The organism is Bradyrhizobium sp. 4 (assembly GCF_023100905.1).
Lineage (GTDB): Bacteria > Pseudomonadota > Alphaproteobacteria > Rhizobiales > Xanthobacteraceae > Bradyrhizobium.
In genome coordinates, this window is record NZ_CP064686.1 from 6103384 (window position 1) to 6118621 (window position 15238).

Below are 15238 nucleotides of genomic sequence, written 5' to 3' on the forward strand. Positions count from 1 at the left end.
GCGCGCGGCCGTTAATGCTGTGTGCGCGTGGCTCCCATGAAAGAGGGGAAGCGCGAAATTTGCCGTTGTACTTCGGAACGGTTCTAATAAGCTAACCCAATGACGTCATTCAGAAACCAGATCGCCGCGCGTTAGCGTTCGCCAAGCTCAAGAAAAGGCCGCCGGGTCTTTGAGCCTGCGCGGACAGGGTAGGAATGAAACCGACCGATATTGCGGCCCCCGACTACTTTCACAAAGTAGTCGATTGCCAATGGGCCTGTCCTGCGCACACCCCCGTTCCCGAATACATCCGACTGATCGCCCAAGGCCGCTACAGCGACGCCTATATGATCAATTGGAAATCGAACGTGTTTCCCGGAATTCTGGGACGCACCTGCGATCGTCCATGCGAGCCGGCGTGCCGCCGCGGACGTGTCGAGGAGACGCCGGTCGCGATCTGCCGCCTCAAGCGCGTCGCCGCCGACTTCAAGGACGACATCACCCAACGCCTGCCGCGGCCCTCGGCCAAGAACGGCAAGCGCGTTGCATTCGTCGGCGGCGGTCCCGCTTCGCTGACGGTGGCGCGCGATCTCGCGCCGCTCGGCTATCATTGCACCGTGTTCGACGCCGATCCCCAAGCCGGCGGCATGATGCGCTCGCAGATCCCGAAATTTCGCCTGCCCGATTCGGTCATCGACGAGGAGACCGGCTACATCCTGGGTCTCGGGGTCGACTTCAAGGGCGGCCACCGCATCGAGAGCATGAAGGCGCTGCTCGCGGAGAAGTACGACGCGATCTTCGTCGGCTCCGGCGCACCGCGCGGCCGCGAGCTCGACATTCCCGGACGCAAGGAAGCAGCCGCCAACGTCCATATCGGCATCGACTGGCTGTCATCTGTCTCGTTCGGCCATACCGACAAGATCGGCAAGCGCGTCATCGTGCTCGGCGGCGGCAACACCGCGATGGATTGCTGCCGCACCGCGCGCCGCCTCGGCGGCGAAGAGGTGAAGGTCGTCGTGCGCTCCGGCTTCGAGGAAATGAAGGCCTCGCCCTGGGAGAAGGAAGACGCGCTCCACGAAGACATCCCGATCCTCAACTTCCTCGTGCCCACGGCTTTCGTCCACGATAACGGCAAGCTCACCGGTATCACCTTCCAGAAGGTGAAGGCCGAATACGACGCCAAGGGCCGCCGCAACCTCGTGCCCTCGGGCGAGCCGGACCAGACCATCGAATGCGACGACGTGCTGGTCGCGGTCGGCCAGGAGAACGCTTTCCCCTGGATCGAGCAGGATTGCGGCATCGAGTTCGACAAATGGCACATGCCCAAGGTCGATCCGAAGACGTTCGTATCCACCAATCCAAAAGTGTTCTTCGGCGGCGACGCCGCGTTCGGGCCGAAGAACATCATCTGGGCGGTGGCGCAGGGCCATGACGCCGCGCTGTCGATCCACAAAATGCTCTCGGGCGAGGACGTCACCGAGCGGCCATTGCCGGAGGTGCACATCTCCTCGCAAAAGATGGGCATCCACGAATGGAGCTATGATAACGACATCTCCAACGACAAGCGCTACAAGGTGCCGCATCGCGACAAGGTGATCGCGCTGAAGGACATCCGCACCGAGGTCGAACTCGGCTACGACGTCAAGCTCGCGCTCGGCGAAGCCCATCGCTGCCTGAACTGCGACGTCCAGACCGTGTTCTCGACATCGCTCTGCATCGAGTGCGATGCCTGCGTCGACATCTGTCCGATGGATTGCATCACCTTCACGGAGAATGGCGAGGAAACCGATCTGCGCCAGCGCCTGAAGGCGCCGTCACTGCATCCCGACCAGGACCTCTACGTTTCCTCTGATCTCAAGACCGGGCGCGTGATGGTGAAGGACGAGGACGTCTGCCTGCACTGTGGGCTGTGCGCCGAGCGTTGTCCCACCGGCGCCTGGGACATGCAGAAATATTTGATCGAAATGACTCAAGCGGGTTCGACATGTCCGACAAAAAGCCGATCAGCAGCGTAAACGACTTCGTCGTCCGCTTCGCCAACGTCAACGGATCGGGCTCGGCCAGCGCCAACGAGATGTTTGCGCGCGCGATCCTGCGCCATGGCGTTCCGGTGAGCCCCCGTAACATCTTCCCCTCCAACATCCAGGGCCTGCCGACCTGGTACGAGGTGCGGGTGACCGAAGACGGCCATCTCGGCGCCCGCGGCGGCGTCGACATGATGGTCGCAATGAACCCGCAGACCTGGGACAAGGACGTCGCTGGCATCGAGCCCGGCGGCTATCTGTTCTACGATTCCACCAAGCCGATGCCGTCGACGAAATTCCGCGACGACATCACCGTGATCGGCGTTCCCCTGACTGCGATCACCAACTCGACCTACACCGATCCGCGCCAGCGCCAGCTGTTCAAGAACATCATCTATCTCGGGGCACTCTCGGCGCTGCTCGACATGGATCCGAAGCTGATCGAGCAGCTCATCGGCGAACAGTACAAGGGCAAGGAGAAGCTCTTGTCCTCCAACGTCCACGCGTTGCATCTCGGCCGCGACTGGGCGCTGCAGAACCTGAAATGCCCGACCGGGCTGCGGGTGAAGAAGTCCGACAAGGTCGGCGACCGCATCTTCATCGAGGGCAACAGCGCGGCCGCGCTCGGCGCCGTCTATGGCGGCGCCACGGTATGCGCCTGGTATCCGATCACGCCATCCTCGTCGGTAGCGGAGGCTTTCACCGCCCACTGCAAGAAGTACCGGCACGATCCCGAGACCGGCAAGGCGAAGTACGCGATCGTGCAGGGCGAGGACGAGCTGGCTTCGATCGGCATCGTGATCGGCGCCTCCTGGAACGGCGCCCGCGCCTTCACCGCGACCTCAGGCCCCGGCATCTCGTTGATGACCGAGTTCATCGGCCTGTCGTATTTCGCCGAAATCCCGGCCGTGATCATGAACATCCAGCGCGCCGGTCCTTCGACCGGCATGCCGACCCGCACCCAGCAATGCGACATCATCGCCTGCGCCTATGCTTCGCATGGCGACACCAAGCATGTGCTGCTGTTCCCCGAAGATCCCGCTGAAGCGTTCGAGTTCGCGGCCGCGGCCTTCGATCTCGCCGAGCGGCTCCAAACCACCATCTTCCTGATGCTGGACCTCGACATCGGCATGAACCACCGGCTCTGCCGTCCGCTGAAGTGGGACGATTCCAAGCAATATGACCGCGGCAAGGTGATGACCGCGGAGATGCTGGACGAAGGCCGCGACTTCGGCCGCTATCTCGACGTCGACGGCGACGGCATCCCCTACCGCACCTATCCCGGCACGCATCCGACCAAGGGGTCCTATTTCACCCGCGGCACGTCGCGTGACCGCTATGCGCGTTACTCCGAGGAAGGCTCGGTCTACGCCGACAACATGCAGCGGCTCATGCGCAAGTTCGAGTCCGCGCAGGACATGGTGCCGCGGCCGCTCCAGGCGAATGCGGAACGGCCGACCAAATACGGCGTGATCTATTTCGGCTCGACCTCGCCGGCGATGGACGAGGCGATCGGCCTGCTGGAAACGCGCGGGCACCAGCTCGACCGCCTGCGCATCCGAGCCTTCCCGTTTCACTCCAGCGTGGCGAGCTTCCTCGCCGAGCACGATTTCGTCTACGTCGTCGAGCAGAATCGCGACAGCCAGCTGCGCCAGTTGATCGTCAACGAGAACGGCATCGACCCGGTGCGGCTGGTGCCGATCGTGCATTACGACGGCTCACCGATCACCGCCCGCTTCATCGCAAAAGCCATTGGCGACCACCAGGATCACCTCAAGGTGACCCCGCTCCGCAAGGCCGTGTCATGACCTACATTGCAAAGCCGAAATTCCACCATCCCGGGCTGAAGAAGAACGAGCTCGGCTACACCCATCGCGATTACGAAGGCAAGATCTCGACGCTGTGCGCCGGCTGCGGCCACGACTCGATCACGGCCTCGATCATCGAGGCCTGCTATGAGCTTTCGATCGAGCCGCACCGGGTCGCCAAGATCTCGGGCATCGGCTGCTCGTCGAAGACGCCCGACTATTTCCTCGGCAATTCGCACGGCTTCAACTCCGTGCACGGCCGCATGCCGTCGGTCCTGACCGGCGCCAACCTCGCCAATCGCGATTTGATCTATCTCGGCGTCTCCGGCGACGGCGATTCCGCCTCGATCGGCTTCGGCCAGTTCGCGCATTCGATCCGGCGCGGCGTCAACATGACCTATATCGTCGAGAACAACGGCGTCTACGGCCTGACCAAGGGCCAGTTCTCGGCGACCGCCGACCGCGGCTCGAAGTCCAAGAAGGGCGTCACCAACACCGACAACGCCATCGACCTCGTCGCGATCGCGCTGCAGTTAGGGGCCACTTTCGTCGCGCGCTCGTTCTCCGGCGACAAGACCCAGCTCGTGCCGCTGATCGCGGCCGCGATCCGCCACAAGGGCGCGTCGTTCATCGACGTCATCAGCCCCTGCATCGCATTCAACAACCACGCCGGCTCGACCAAGAGCTTCGACTATGTCCGCGAGCACAATGACGCGGTGAACCGGCTCGACGTGCTGGTTGGCCGCGATCCGATCGCGGTGGATTACGCACCAGGCACGGTGCAGATGGTCGAGCAGCATGACGGCAGCAGGATCGCGCTGCGCAAGATCGACGCCGACTACGATCCGCATGACCGGCTCGGCGCCCAGACCTTTCTGCAAAAGCACGCCGCCAAGGGACAGATCGTCACCGGCCTGCTCTACGTCGACCCTGATGCGGAAGATTTGCACGAGCATCTCAACACGGTCGAGACGCCGCTCAACACGCTGGAAGCGGACACGCTCTGCCCGGGCTCGGCGGCGCTGGACAAGTTCAACGCCAGCCTGCGGTGACCGACTACCGCGCCGCGGCCGGCTGCCTGACCCGTATAGTGATCTTCTCCGACACGATGGGCGGCTCGAACGGATAGTGCCTGGCATCGCCCAGCACGAGTTGAAGCGTGTGCGTTCCGGGCGGAAGCTCGAGCAGCGTTTCGGTCTGCCCTGCCCCGAAATGCAGATGCGACTTGTCCTGCAGGATCGGCTCCTTGGGATCGATGGGGTCGTTGACGTCGATCAGCAGATGATGGTGACCGGCGTTCTGGTATTCGTCGCCGGCATGGGTCACTCCCATGTTGCGCAAGCCGAACCGGACCCAGAATCCGCCGCGGACCTTCTGCCCGTCATGCGGGGTGATGAAATAGAGCTTGGCGTCCTTGGGCGCTGCCTTGCCTTGTGAAAAGGCTGCCCCCGGGAGCAATGCGAGCGCCGCCGCCAGCGCGACGCAACGAAATATCTGCATCAAACCAACTCCACCATTTAGGGGCTGAGCGCCACGCGGAATCCGTGCGTGGGATAACGAACATTGGTGTCGTAGCCGTCGCGGTTGGACGGCCGCACATATCTCGAATCGTTCTTCCAGGAGCCCGAGCGCAGGACATGAGCGCTGCAGTCCCCGTTGCTCCATGCCGAGGCGTCGCCGGGCGCGCCCTGATAGGTCTTGTGCCAGCAGTCCTCGACCCACTGATCGACACCGCCGCCCATGTCGTGGAGCCCGAACGGATTCGGCCTGAAGCTGCCGACCTTCGCGGGCTGCTCGGCCGCGAGATCACCGCAATCCTTGCAGCCGGCCATGCCCGGCTGCAGCTTGTCGCCCCACCAATATTTGGTCTGCGTTCCGCCCCGCGCGGCATATTCCCATTCGGCTTCGCTCGGAAGCCGATAAGTCTTCTTCGTCGCCTGAGCGAGATAGGCCGCATATTGCTGCGCGTCGGTCCAGCTCACATTGCTGACAGGCGCATCGTCCTTGCCGATCGCCGTGAAGCCGCACGCCTTTGCAGCGGCGCACTCGTTCCATTCCTGCACGGTCACCGGATATTTTCCGATCGAGAACGGCTTGACCGTCACCTGATGGACAGGACGCTCGGTCGGGTCGTCGTTGCTTCCCATCGCAAAGCTGCCGCCGCGAATGGCGACCATCTCGGGTTCGCGGACGGGAATTGGCGATTGACTTGCCGATTGACTCGTCGATTGAATTGGCGCCGGAGCGGGCGACGGAGATGACGAAGCCGCGGAGGGAGACGGCTGCGGCGTCTGCGGCGCCGCTTCGCGCGGCGGAGGCTGCGGGCTCGGCGATGCGGCCGGAGAAGTGGCAGGAGAAACGGTAGTGACGGCGGCCTGCTCGCCCACCCTGCCCGGCGTCTGAGCCAGCAGATACCACAGCACGCCGGCGGCCATCACCGACAGCGTGATTCCCAGGAGAAAGATCAGAGCATTCTCGCGCCGCCCGCGCGTCCTGCCGACCGCGTCTGCATCCGGCAGCACTTTATAGACCCGCACGGGATCGGTGATGTTCTTGACTTTGCGGTCCCCGAGCGACTCGTAACCGCACACGACCTTGTGCTTTATCTGCTCGTAGATCGCGCCGGAGATAAAGACCTGGCCTGGCTCTGCGATGCCCTCGATGCGCGTCGCGATGTTGACGCCATCGCCGTAGACGTCATCAGGCTCCACGATGACGTCACCGAGATTGACGCCAATCCGGTACTCGATCCTGGTCTCCTTCGGAAGCGAGGCGTTGCGGCCGATGAGATTTTGCTGGATGACGATGCTGCATCGCACGGCCTCGACCGGACTGTCGAAGATCGCGATGAAGCCATCGCCCGTCGTCTTCACCAGACTTCCGTGGTGCTCGACGATGCTGGGCTGGATGAGATCCCGCTCGATCCGCTTGACGCGGACGTGCGTGCCCTCCTCGTCGGCCTGCATCAGGCGGCTGTAGGAAGCGATGTCACCGACAATGATGGCCGCGAGACGACGAGGCATAGGGCCGTGTGTGGGCGGCTCGTCATTCCCGGATCTGAAGTTGCGAATTTCGCCCATTGCGGGGGGACTCCACAAACTACAAGGCAGACCCCAGCCTACGACTGCGAGAGGCGATCGTCTGTGAAGGCTATCACATCGATGAAATCGGGCAACGTCGGAGCAATCGTCGGCGTCGAGTTCCGAAAGGCGAAGGCGTCAGCTCGAATGAACCTTCGTGACCCCACCGAAGACTAATGCCCGGCGTGGAACTTCACCTCGCTCCCTCCTGCGAAGATCACGTCAGATTGCGAACGTTGAACGCGTCGTACCTGGGCGGCGTCTACAGCGTACAGCTCAGTTGCTGCACGCGAGGCCATCATGAAGTTTTTTCTCGTTGCTGCCGTCTTCCTCGCCGCGTTTGCCGGCGCGGCCCACGCCGAGGAGGCCGACGATATCCGTGAGGCCAGCAAGGCCGAAGTCGAGACCTTCAACGCGCGCATGTATGTCGGTGCACCCGGCAACAAGGCCTATGCCTGCTTCGTGCGGCGCTACGATGCCGAGCATCTGGCGCACCATCCGAAGCAGAAGGTCGCCTCGATGAAGCTGCTGATCTCGGCGGAATTGGACACGGAGGACAAGCAGCTCCACAACTCCTTCCGCCTCGGATTCAGATATCGTCACCGCTCCGGCGATTTCGACTCCAGCGGCTCCTGTCATCACGCCGTGTTCACCAAGGACGGCACCGAGATCCGCCTCGGTTGCGGCGTCGACTGCGAGGGCGGCGGCATCGGCGTCGCGCTCTCGAAGGACGACAAATCGGCGATCGTGCGGCTGGCGCGGGTCAGGGTCTGGCAGAACAACAAGCCGGATGAGGATGCCGAGCAATCGCTGGTCGCCGGGGCCGACGACGGGATTTTCCGCCTAGATCGAACGGACAACAAGGAATGCGCCTCGCTCGTGACCGACCGCAAGGAACTCGCCGCGCTCCGCCACAAATGATATGTGTCCGGCGCAATCGAGGGAGATCGTCATGAACCGCCGGAACATCTTGTGGAGCGCCATCTCAGGCCTGGGCGCGGCGCTTGGCGCCTCCAGCGCGAAGGCCGCGACCGAAGCCGGCACGGGCAACAAGCTGAAGGTGGTCTATCATTTGAGCGATGCCGAGAAAGTCAATTTCGTGCTCGGCAACATCCAGAACCACATCGACGGCGTGGGCGGCCCCGAGCATGTGACGATCGCGCTGGTGATCCACGGACCGGCGCTGAAGGCGTTTCACTGGGCGCAGGCCAACCCTGACATCAGCAAGCGCGTCGGCGATTTCTCCAAGGATGGCGTCGAGCTTGCCGCCTGCGGCAACACGATGAAGGCGCAGAACGTCACGCTCACGGATCTCTTGCCGGGCTTCGTCAGCGCGGAGAAGGGCGGCGTGGTCCGTTTGGCCGAGCTCCAGTCTCTGGGCTATCTCTATCTGCGGCCGTAGGGCGCGGGAGGCGCCGCTACATTGTCCGTCATTGCGAGCGCAGCGAAACAATCCAGTCCCTCCACTGAGGCAGACTGGATTGCTTCGTCGCAAGGGCTCCTCGCAATGACGGCGGAGCGGGTTGCGCGAGCGAGGACCACACGCTCGCAACGCTCTTGACTTATCCATAACTCCACGGTTATGAATACATCCATAACTTACAGGTTATGGATTATATGTCCGCCGCCGCCCACGATCTTCTGTTCAGAACGCTCGCCGACCCCACCCGTCGGGCGATCTTCGAGCGACTGTGCCGCGAGGGCGAACAGACGGTCGGGGCCCTGACGGCAATGTCGGGCGTGTCCCAGCCGGCGGTCTCAAAACATCTCGGTGCGCTGAAGCAGGCCGGCCTCGTGCGCGACCGGCATCAAGGGCGGCAGACCCATTACAGCGCCCAGCCCGGCGCGCTCAATCCGCTGATCGACTGGACCAGCCAGATGGCCGGGTTCTGGCAGAACCGGCTCGACGCGCTCGACGATCTCCTAAAGAGGATGGACCAATGAACGAATCCGCGGCCGAAACCCGATCTGTAGTCATCGAGCGCGAATTTGCCTTTCCGGCAGAGCGGATCTGGCGCGCGCTGACGCAGCCACATCTGATCGAAGAATGGCTGATGAAGAACGACTTCAAGCCGAACGTGGGCCACCGCTTCAACCTTCGCGGCGAGTGGGGCGGCGTTTTGGACTGCGAGGTCCTCACCATCGAGCCGCAGAAGACGCTCGCCTACACCTGGAATTTCTCGCATGACGACGCGGCGTTCGATCTCAAGAGCGTCGTGACCTTCACGCTGACCCCGACCGGCGCAGGCACGCATCTGCGCGTCGAGCAAGCGGGCTTCAGCCCAACGCAGAAGCAGGCTTTCGGCGGCGCGCACGCCGGCTGGAAGCAGTTTTTCGCCAAGCTGGACGAGCTGCTGGCGCGGGCAGATTAGCTCGGCCGCCGGCCTTCATTCGATCATCTCAAGAGGAGGTTTCATTGACCGGAAATATGTGGATTCGGCAGATCCATCGCTGGCTGTCGATCGCTTTCACGCTTGCCGTCATCGCCAACATCGTCGCCCTGACGCTGCAAGTCCAGGCGACGTGGATCGGCTTGCTCGCCTTCGTCCCATTGATCCCATTGCTTGCGACCGGGCTCTATATGTTCGCGCTGCCATATCTCGGCCGCCGCCGCGGCGCCCGACAAGAGGCGTGAACATGAAGACGGCCGTGACCGCGAAAAACAGCAGCACGACGAAGACGGATGGCGCCTCGCCATCCAGGATGATCGACGGCAGGATCAAGGAGCTCGGCGACTGGCGCGGCGAGATGCTCGGGCGAATCCGCGGCCTGATCAAGGACGCCGACCCTGATGTCGTCGAGGAATGGAAGTGGCGCGGCGTTCCCGTGTGGGAGCACGACGGCATCATCTGCACCGGCGAGACCTACAAGGCCGTGGTGAAGATGACCTTTGCCAAGGGCGCGGCGCTGGAGGATCCCGCGGGCCTTTTCAACTCGAGCCTCGACGGCAACGTGCGCCGCGCGATCGATATTCGCGAAGGCGAAAAGATCAACGAGAAGGCGTTGAAGGCGCTGATCCGCGCGGCGGTGGAGCTGAATGCGTCTAAAGCCAAGAAGAAGCCGGCGAAACGTTCCGCATAGAACAGTTGTTGTGGAGCCACGAACGCTTTCCTCTCCCCTTGTGGGAGAAGGTGGCGCGAAGCGCCGGATGAGGGGTCTCTATCGACACGGGAAGTGTGGAGAGATACCCCTCACCCCAGTGAGCTTGTGTCTCCCGGCATCGCCGCCCTCTCCCACAAGGGGCGAGGGCACATCAACGCGCATCTCGACGTATTGCTCTGCACAGTCAGCCGCCCTCAGGCCACCGCCGAGATCGGGCGCGGGCTTACGACATATTCGCGCAGCACCTTGTCGTTGGCGTCGACCTCGATCAGCGCGACATCGTAGGTCCAGAGATCGGCCAGATGCTGGAGCACGCGCTTGGCGTCGGTCTCGTTGAGCTGCGCGCCCTTGATGACATGGTGATGCAGGATCAGCCGCCGGTCGCCGGAGAGATCGACGTCGACCACCTCGATATTCGCGTCGATGTAGCCGACATCGTGCTGCCGTGCCAGCTCGCGGCGGACGCGGCGGAAGCCGCGCTCGTCGTGAATGGCGTCGACCCGGATGCCGGCGCGTTCCTCGGGATCGTCATGCAGGTGGAACATGCGAAGGTGCCGCATCAGCTTCGGGCTCAGGAACTGGGCAATGAAGCTTTCATCGCGGTAGTTGGCCCAGACGTCGCGCAGCACGCCCATCACGTCGTTCTTGCCGGCGATGTCCGGGAACCACTCGCGATCCTCGTCTTCCGGCCGCGTCACGATGCGCTCGATGTCCTGCATCATGGCGAAGCCGAGCGCATAGGGGTTGAAGCCGGAGAAGCGCTGGTCGTCGAATTCGGGCTGGAACACGACGTTGGTGTGCGACTGCAGGAATTCGAGGAAATTGCCGTCGCTGATGCGGCCCTGCTGATGCAGCTTGGTCATGATGCGATAGTGGACGTAGGTCGCCGTCCCCTCGTTCATCACCTTGGTCTGGCTCTGCGGATAGAAATATTGCGCGATGTGGCGGACGATGCGCAACAGCTCGCGCTGCCAGGGCGCCAGCCGCGGCGCGCTTTTCTCCAGGAAGTAGAGCAGGTTTTCCTGCGGCAGGCCGAGCAGCTTGCGGCGCCGTTCGATGCTGAGCGCGGACCGGGTCTTGCTCTTTCCCGCCGGCACGGTGCGCCAGAGGTCGTTGAAGACCTCCTCCTCGTGCTGGCGGCGGCGCCCTGCCCGCTTCTCTTCGGCGCGGAGATCGAGCTTCTTCTTGCCGGGATAGCGGTCGATCCCATGCGACATCAGCGCATGCGCCGCATCGAGGGTGCGCTCGACCTCGACGCGGCCGTAGCGATCCTCGCAGCTCATCACATACTTCTTGGCGAAGTCGAGATAGTCCAGAATGCCGTCGGCGTCGGTCCACTGCCTGAACAGGTAATTGTTCTTGAAGAAGTGGTTGTGGCCAAAAGCGGCGTGCGCAATGACCAGCGTCTGCATCGTCGCCGTGTTCTCCTCCATCAGATAGGAGATGCAGGGCGAGGAGTTGATCACGATCTCATAAGCGAGCCCCATCAGGCCCTTGCGGTATGAGGCCTCGTGATAGGCGAACTGCTTTCCGAATGACCAGTGCTTGTAGAACAGCGGCATGCCGACCGACGAATAGGCATCCAGCATCTGTTCGGCGGTGATGACCTCGATCTGGTTCGGATAGACGTCGAGCCCGAGATCTTTCGTCGCCACCTCCTCGCAGGCATCCGTGATGCGCTGCAAGGTGTGAAAATCCCAATCGGCGCCTTCGAACAAGCGTTCCGTCATGGAGCGGCTTTCTCCTGGGCAGTGTCGCGGCGCTGGAACAGGTCGTGGAACACCGGAAAAATCTCGCTGCGCTCGCTGACCTTGCGCATCGAGAGCGGCGCGCCGCTGTTGCGCAGGCGCTCGTAGAGGGTCCAGAGCGAGGAGTCGGACAGATCGAAGGCGCTGCCGCCGGACTCGCCGACTTCGAGATAGGCGAAGAACTGGCAGACCGGCAGGATCTTGTCGGTCAGCAGCATGCCCGCGAGCTCGCCGTCGGAATAGGAATTGTCGCCGTCGGAGGCTTGCGCGGCGTAGATATTCCAGTCCGACGGGCTGAAGCGTTCGCGCACGATCTCGTGCATCGCCTGCAGCGCGCTGGAGACCAGCGTGCCGCCGGAAGCCGGGCCGTAGAAGAAGGTCTGCTCGTCCACCTCCTCGGCACGATCGGTGTGGCGGATGAAGACGATGTCGACATGCTTGTAGCGACGCTTCAGGAAGACGTAGAGCAGCATGTAGAAGCGCTTGGCGAGATCCTTCATGTGCTCGGACATCGAGCCCGACACGTCCATCAGGCAGAACATCACGGCCTGGGCAACGGGCTTGGGCACCGTCTCGAAGCGGCGGTAGCGGATGTCGAGCGGATCGATGAAGGGAATGCGCTTGGACTTCGCCTTCAGTTTTTCGAGCTGGGCCATCAGCACCAGACGCTCGTCCTCATCCGCGCAAGCGGCGATGGCGGCTTCCAGCTCTTCGATCTCCTCCTTGCTGGGACGCTTGAGCGCGATACGGCGCGCCATTGCGCGCCGAACCGTCCGGCTCACCGAGATGTTGGATGGCGAGCCCGACGTGGTGTAGCCGGCGCGCTGGATGCCCTCGCTCTCGGTCTGCGCGATCTTGCGCTTGGCCAGATCGGGAAGTTCGAGATCATCGAGGAAGAGATCGACGAATTCGTCGCGACTGAGCACGAAGCGGAAGGCGTCCTCGCTGTCGCCTTCGCCCGGACCGGAATCCTTGGCGCTGCCCTGGCCGGAGCGCTGGAGATAGTCGCCCTCGATGAATTTCTTGTTGCCCGGCAACACCATGTCGCGCGTTCCGCCGTCGCGGCGGAAACGCGGCTCGTGCATGCCGTCGAGCGGAATCGTGACCTCGCCACCCTCCAAGACGTCCTTGATGTCGCGTTCCTGCGAGGTCTTCTTGACGGCGCCCTGCACCAGGGATTTGGCCCGACGCAAGAACCGCTGCCGGTTCTCGAGACTCTTGCCGCCTGGATTCAGGCGCCTGTCAATAATGTGAATCGGCACTTTACCATCCGCCTCAACCGGCCTGCTTCACGCGCATGTACCATTCGACGAGCCGGCGAACCTGACGCTCGGTGTAGCCGCGCTCCACCATGCGTGCGACGAACTCGCCGTGCTTCTTCTCCGTCTCGCCGTCCTTCTTCGACCCGAAGGAGATGACCGGAAGCAGGTCCTCGACCTGGGAGAATATCCGCTTTTCGATCACATCGCGAATCTTCTCGTAGGAGATCCAGGTCGGATTCTTGCCACCGTTCTGGGCGCGCGACCGTAACGAGAATTTGACCACCTCGTTGCGGAAATCCTTCGGGTTGGCGATGCCCGCCGGCTTCTCGATCTTGGTCAGCTCCTGGTTCAAGAGTTCGCGATCAAGCAGCTGGCCGGTGTCGGCGTCCTTGAAATCCTGGTCCTCGATCCAGGCATCGGCGTAATCGACATAGCGGTCGAACAGGTTCTGGCCGTAATCCGAGTAGGATTCGAGATAAGCCTTCTGGATCTCGTTTCCGATGAACTCGGCATAACGCGGTGCAAGGTCCGCCTTGATGAATTCGAGGTAGCGCTTCTCGACTTCCTCGGGCAGCTGCTCGCGCTTGATCGATTGCTCCAGCGCGTACATCAGATGCACGGCGTCGGCGGCGACTTCCTGCGGATCGTGGTTGAAGGTCGCAGCCAGGATCTTGAAGGCAAAGCGGGTGGAGACACCGTCCATGCCCTCGTCGACGCCGGCGGCATCGCGATATTCCTGGACACTGCGCGCCTTCGGATCGGTCTCCTTCAGGCTCTCGCCGTCGTAAACCCTCATCTTGGCGTAGGTCGTGGAATTTTCGTGCTTCCGCAGCCGCGACATCACCGAGAACCGCGCCAGCGTCTCCAGCGTCGCGGGCGCGCAAGGCGCGGCCGCGAGCTCGGAGCCCTGGATCAGCTTCTCGTAGATCTTCTGCTCTTCCGTGATCCGCAGGCAATAAGGCACCTTGATCACGCAGATGCGGTCGATGAAGGCCTCGTTGTTCTTGTTGGCCTTGAAGCTCGACCACTCGGCTTCGTTGGAGTGCGCGAGGATGACGCCGGTGAACGGAATAGCGCCGATGTTCTCGGTGCCGATGTAGTTGCCTTCCTGCGTCGCGGTGAGCAGCGGGTGCAGCATCTTGATCGGCGCCTTGAACATCTCGACGAACTCGAGCACGCCTTGGTTGGCGCGGTTGAGGCCGCCGGAATAGCTGTAGGCGTCGGGATCGTTCTGCGCGTAGGTTTCGAGCTTGCGGATGTCGACCTTGCCGACCAGCGAGGAGATGTCCTGGTTGTTCTCGTCACCCGGCTCGGTCTTGGCGATGCCGATCTGGCGCAGCCGCGACGGCTGGATCTTTGCGACCCGAAACTGGGAAATGTCGCCGCCAAAGGCTTCCAGCCGCTTGTAGCACCACGGGCTCATCAGGCCGGTGAGACGGCGGCGCGGAATGCCGTATTTCTCTTCCAGCATCGGGCCGAGCTGATCCGGATCGAACAGGCTGAGCGGGCTTTCGAACACGGGCGAGAGCTCGTCGCCGGCCTTGAGCACGTAAATCGGGTGCACTTCCATCAGCGACTTGAGCCGTTCGGCGAGCGAGGACTTGCCGCCGCCGACCGGACCGAGCAGATACAGGATCTGCTTGCGCTCTTCGAGGCCCTGCGCCGCATGACGGAAGAAACCTACGATGCGCTCGATGGTTTCTTCCATGCCGTAGAAGCCGGCGAATGCCGGATAGGTGCGGATCGTGCGGTTCAAAAAAATACGGCCAAGGCGTGGGTCCTTGGCCGTGTCAATCGTCTGAGGCTCACCGATCGCTGCTAGCAGTCGTTCGGCCGCGTTCGCGTATTTCATGGGATCGCTTCGACACGATTCCAGATATTCCGCCATCGACATGTCGTGTTGGCTTCTCGCCTCGAACGACTTAGCGAAAGCGTTGAATAGAGAATCGTTGTACATGATCCCTCTCCGCGTGAGTTCCGCTACACAATTGAACGAAAGCAGCGACCGGACCGTTCCTTAGCGCCACTCTCGAATCAGCGTGAGCACATGACGATCATTCGACACCCGGGCGCCTTCTCGGCGCAACGCACAACGTAGGCACAGGGTGAGTTACGAACAGGCACCTGCCTGATATTTGAGCGAATCTTTGTCTATATTGGCTCATTTCCAGAAAATGTCACTCGCTCGCAACATCCGGGCGTTACCGGGGATGCGTTCATCCGGCGCCCCATCAT

Annotated in this window: 14 protein-coding genes; 9 read left to right on the plus strand and 5 right to left on the minus strand. The window is 62.4% G+C overall.

Translation table 11 applies throughout. From position 1 onward, the window contains the following. The first annotated feature begins 194 nt into the window (after positions 1-194). The 3 genes from IVB45_RS29165 to IVB45_RS29175 are packed head-to-tail and all read left to right on the plus strand — an operon-like array spanning position 195 to position 4863. Entirely contained in the window at positions 195-1994 is a 1800-nt protein-coding gene (locus IVB45_RS29165; RefSeq protein WP_247358474.1) for an FAD-dependent oxidoreductase, read from the plus strand. Further along, on the plus strand, positions 1964-3811 hold the full coding sequence (locus tag IVB45_RS29170) for a 2-oxoacid:acceptor oxidoreductase subunit alpha (protein ID WP_027570579.1): 1848 nt from the start codon (positions 1964-1966) through the stop codon (positions 3809-3811). The genes IVB45_RS29165 and IVB45_RS29170 overlap by 31 nt, the downstream gene beginning before the upstream one ends. Next, positions 3808-4863 carry a 2-oxoacid:ferredoxin oxidoreductase subunit beta gene (locus tag IVB45_RS29175; protein WP_018454076.1) on the plus strand — a complete coding sequence of 352 codons (1056 nt, stop codon included), beginning with the start codon at positions 3808-3810 and terminating at the stop codon, positions 4861-4863. Before IVB45_RS29170 ends, IVB45_RS29175 begins: the two co-directional genes overlap by 4 nt. 4 nt (positions 4864-4867) lie before the next feature. Here IVB45_RS29175 and IVB45_RS29180 read toward each other — a convergent pair whose 3' ends face one another. Continuing rightward, positions 4868-5311 carry a DUF4399 domain-containing protein gene (locus IVB45_RS29180; protein ID WP_247287860.1) on the minus strand — a complete coding sequence of 148 codons (444 nt, stop codon included), beginning with the start codon at positions 5309-5311 and terminating at the stop codon, positions 4868-4870. Positions 5312-5328: 17 nt separating this feature from the next. After that, positions 5329-6891 carry an SUMF1/EgtB/PvdO family nonheme iron enzyme gene (locus IVB45_RS29185; protein WP_247358472.1) on the minus strand — a complete coding sequence of 521 codons (1563 nt, stop codon included), beginning with the start codon at positions 6889-6891 and terminating at the stop codon, positions 5329-5331. A gap of 300 nt (positions 6892-7191) precedes the next feature. On the opposite strand from IVB45_RS29185, the gene IVB45_RS29190 reads away from it, so the two are divergent. The 6 genes from IVB45_RS29190 to IVB45_RS29215 all read left to right on the plus strand — a co-directional run bounded on the left by IVB45_RS29190 (position 7192) and on the right by IVB45_RS29215 (position 9972). Beyond that, positions 7192-7812: a hypothetical protein gene (locus IVB45_RS29190; protein ID WP_247287858.1), complete on the plus strand. Its 621-nt coding sequence runs from the start codon at positions 7192-7194 to the stop codon at positions 7810-7812. 31 nt (positions 7813-7843) lie between these two features. Continuing rightward, positions 7844-8293 (plus strand): DsrE family protein, encoded by a 450-nt coding sequence (locus tag IVB45_RS29195; RefSeq protein WP_247358471.1) that lies wholly within the window; start codon positions 7844-7846, stop codon positions 8291-8293. 215 nt (positions 8294-8508) lie between these two features. Beyond that, positions 8509-8835, plus strand: a complete 327-nt coding sequence (locus IVB45_RS29200) for a metalloregulator ArsR/SmtB family transcription factor (protein WP_247358470.1) — start codon at positions 8509-8511, stop codon at positions 8833-8835. Then, positions 8832-9263 carry an SRPBCC domain-containing protein gene (locus IVB45_RS29205; RefSeq protein ID WP_247358468.1) on the plus strand — a complete coding sequence of 144 codons (432 nt, stop codon included), beginning with the start codon at positions 8832-8834 and terminating at the stop codon, positions 9261-9263. Before IVB45_RS29200 ends, IVB45_RS29205 begins: the two co-directional genes overlap by 4 nt. Positions 9264-9307: 44 nt before the next feature. Next, on the plus strand, positions 9308-9526 hold the full coding sequence (locus IVB45_RS29210) for a hypothetical protein (protein ID WP_027570573.1): 219 nt from the start codon (positions 9308-9310) through the stop codon (positions 9524-9526). Positions 9527-9528: 2 nt separating this feature from the next. After that, positions 9529-9972 carry a DUF1801 domain-containing protein gene (locus IVB45_RS29215; protein ID WP_247358466.1) on the plus strand — a complete coding sequence of 148 codons (444 nt, stop codon included), beginning with the start codon at positions 9529-9531 and terminating at the stop codon, positions 9970-9972. A gap of 215 nt (positions 9973-10187) precedes the next feature. On the opposite strand, the gene IVB45_RS29220 is transcribed toward IVB45_RS29215, so the two are convergent. From IVB45_RS29220 to IVB45_RS29230, 3 genes are read right to left on the minus strand one after another with little or no spacing between them, the layout of a single operon-like run. Next, entirely contained in the window at positions 10188-11723 is a 1536-nt protein-coding gene (locus IVB45_RS29220) for a SpoVR family protein (protein ID WP_247358464.1), read from the minus strand. Continuing rightward, a complete protein-coding gene (locus IVB45_RS29225) occupies positions 11720-12997 on the minus strand; it encodes a YeaH/YhbH family protein (RefSeq protein WP_027570570.1) in 1278 nt (425 codons plus the stop codon). The genes IVB45_RS29220 and IVB45_RS29225 overlap by 4 nt, the downstream gene beginning before the upstream one ends. Positions 12998-13016: 19 nt before the next feature. Further along, positions 13017-14960 carry a PrkA family serine protein kinase gene (locus IVB45_RS29230; protein WP_007595704.1) on the minus strand — a complete coding sequence of 648 codons (1944 nt, stop codon included), beginning with the start codon at positions 14958-14960 and terminating at the stop codon, positions 13017-13019. Positions 14961-15238: the final 278 nt, after the last annotated feature.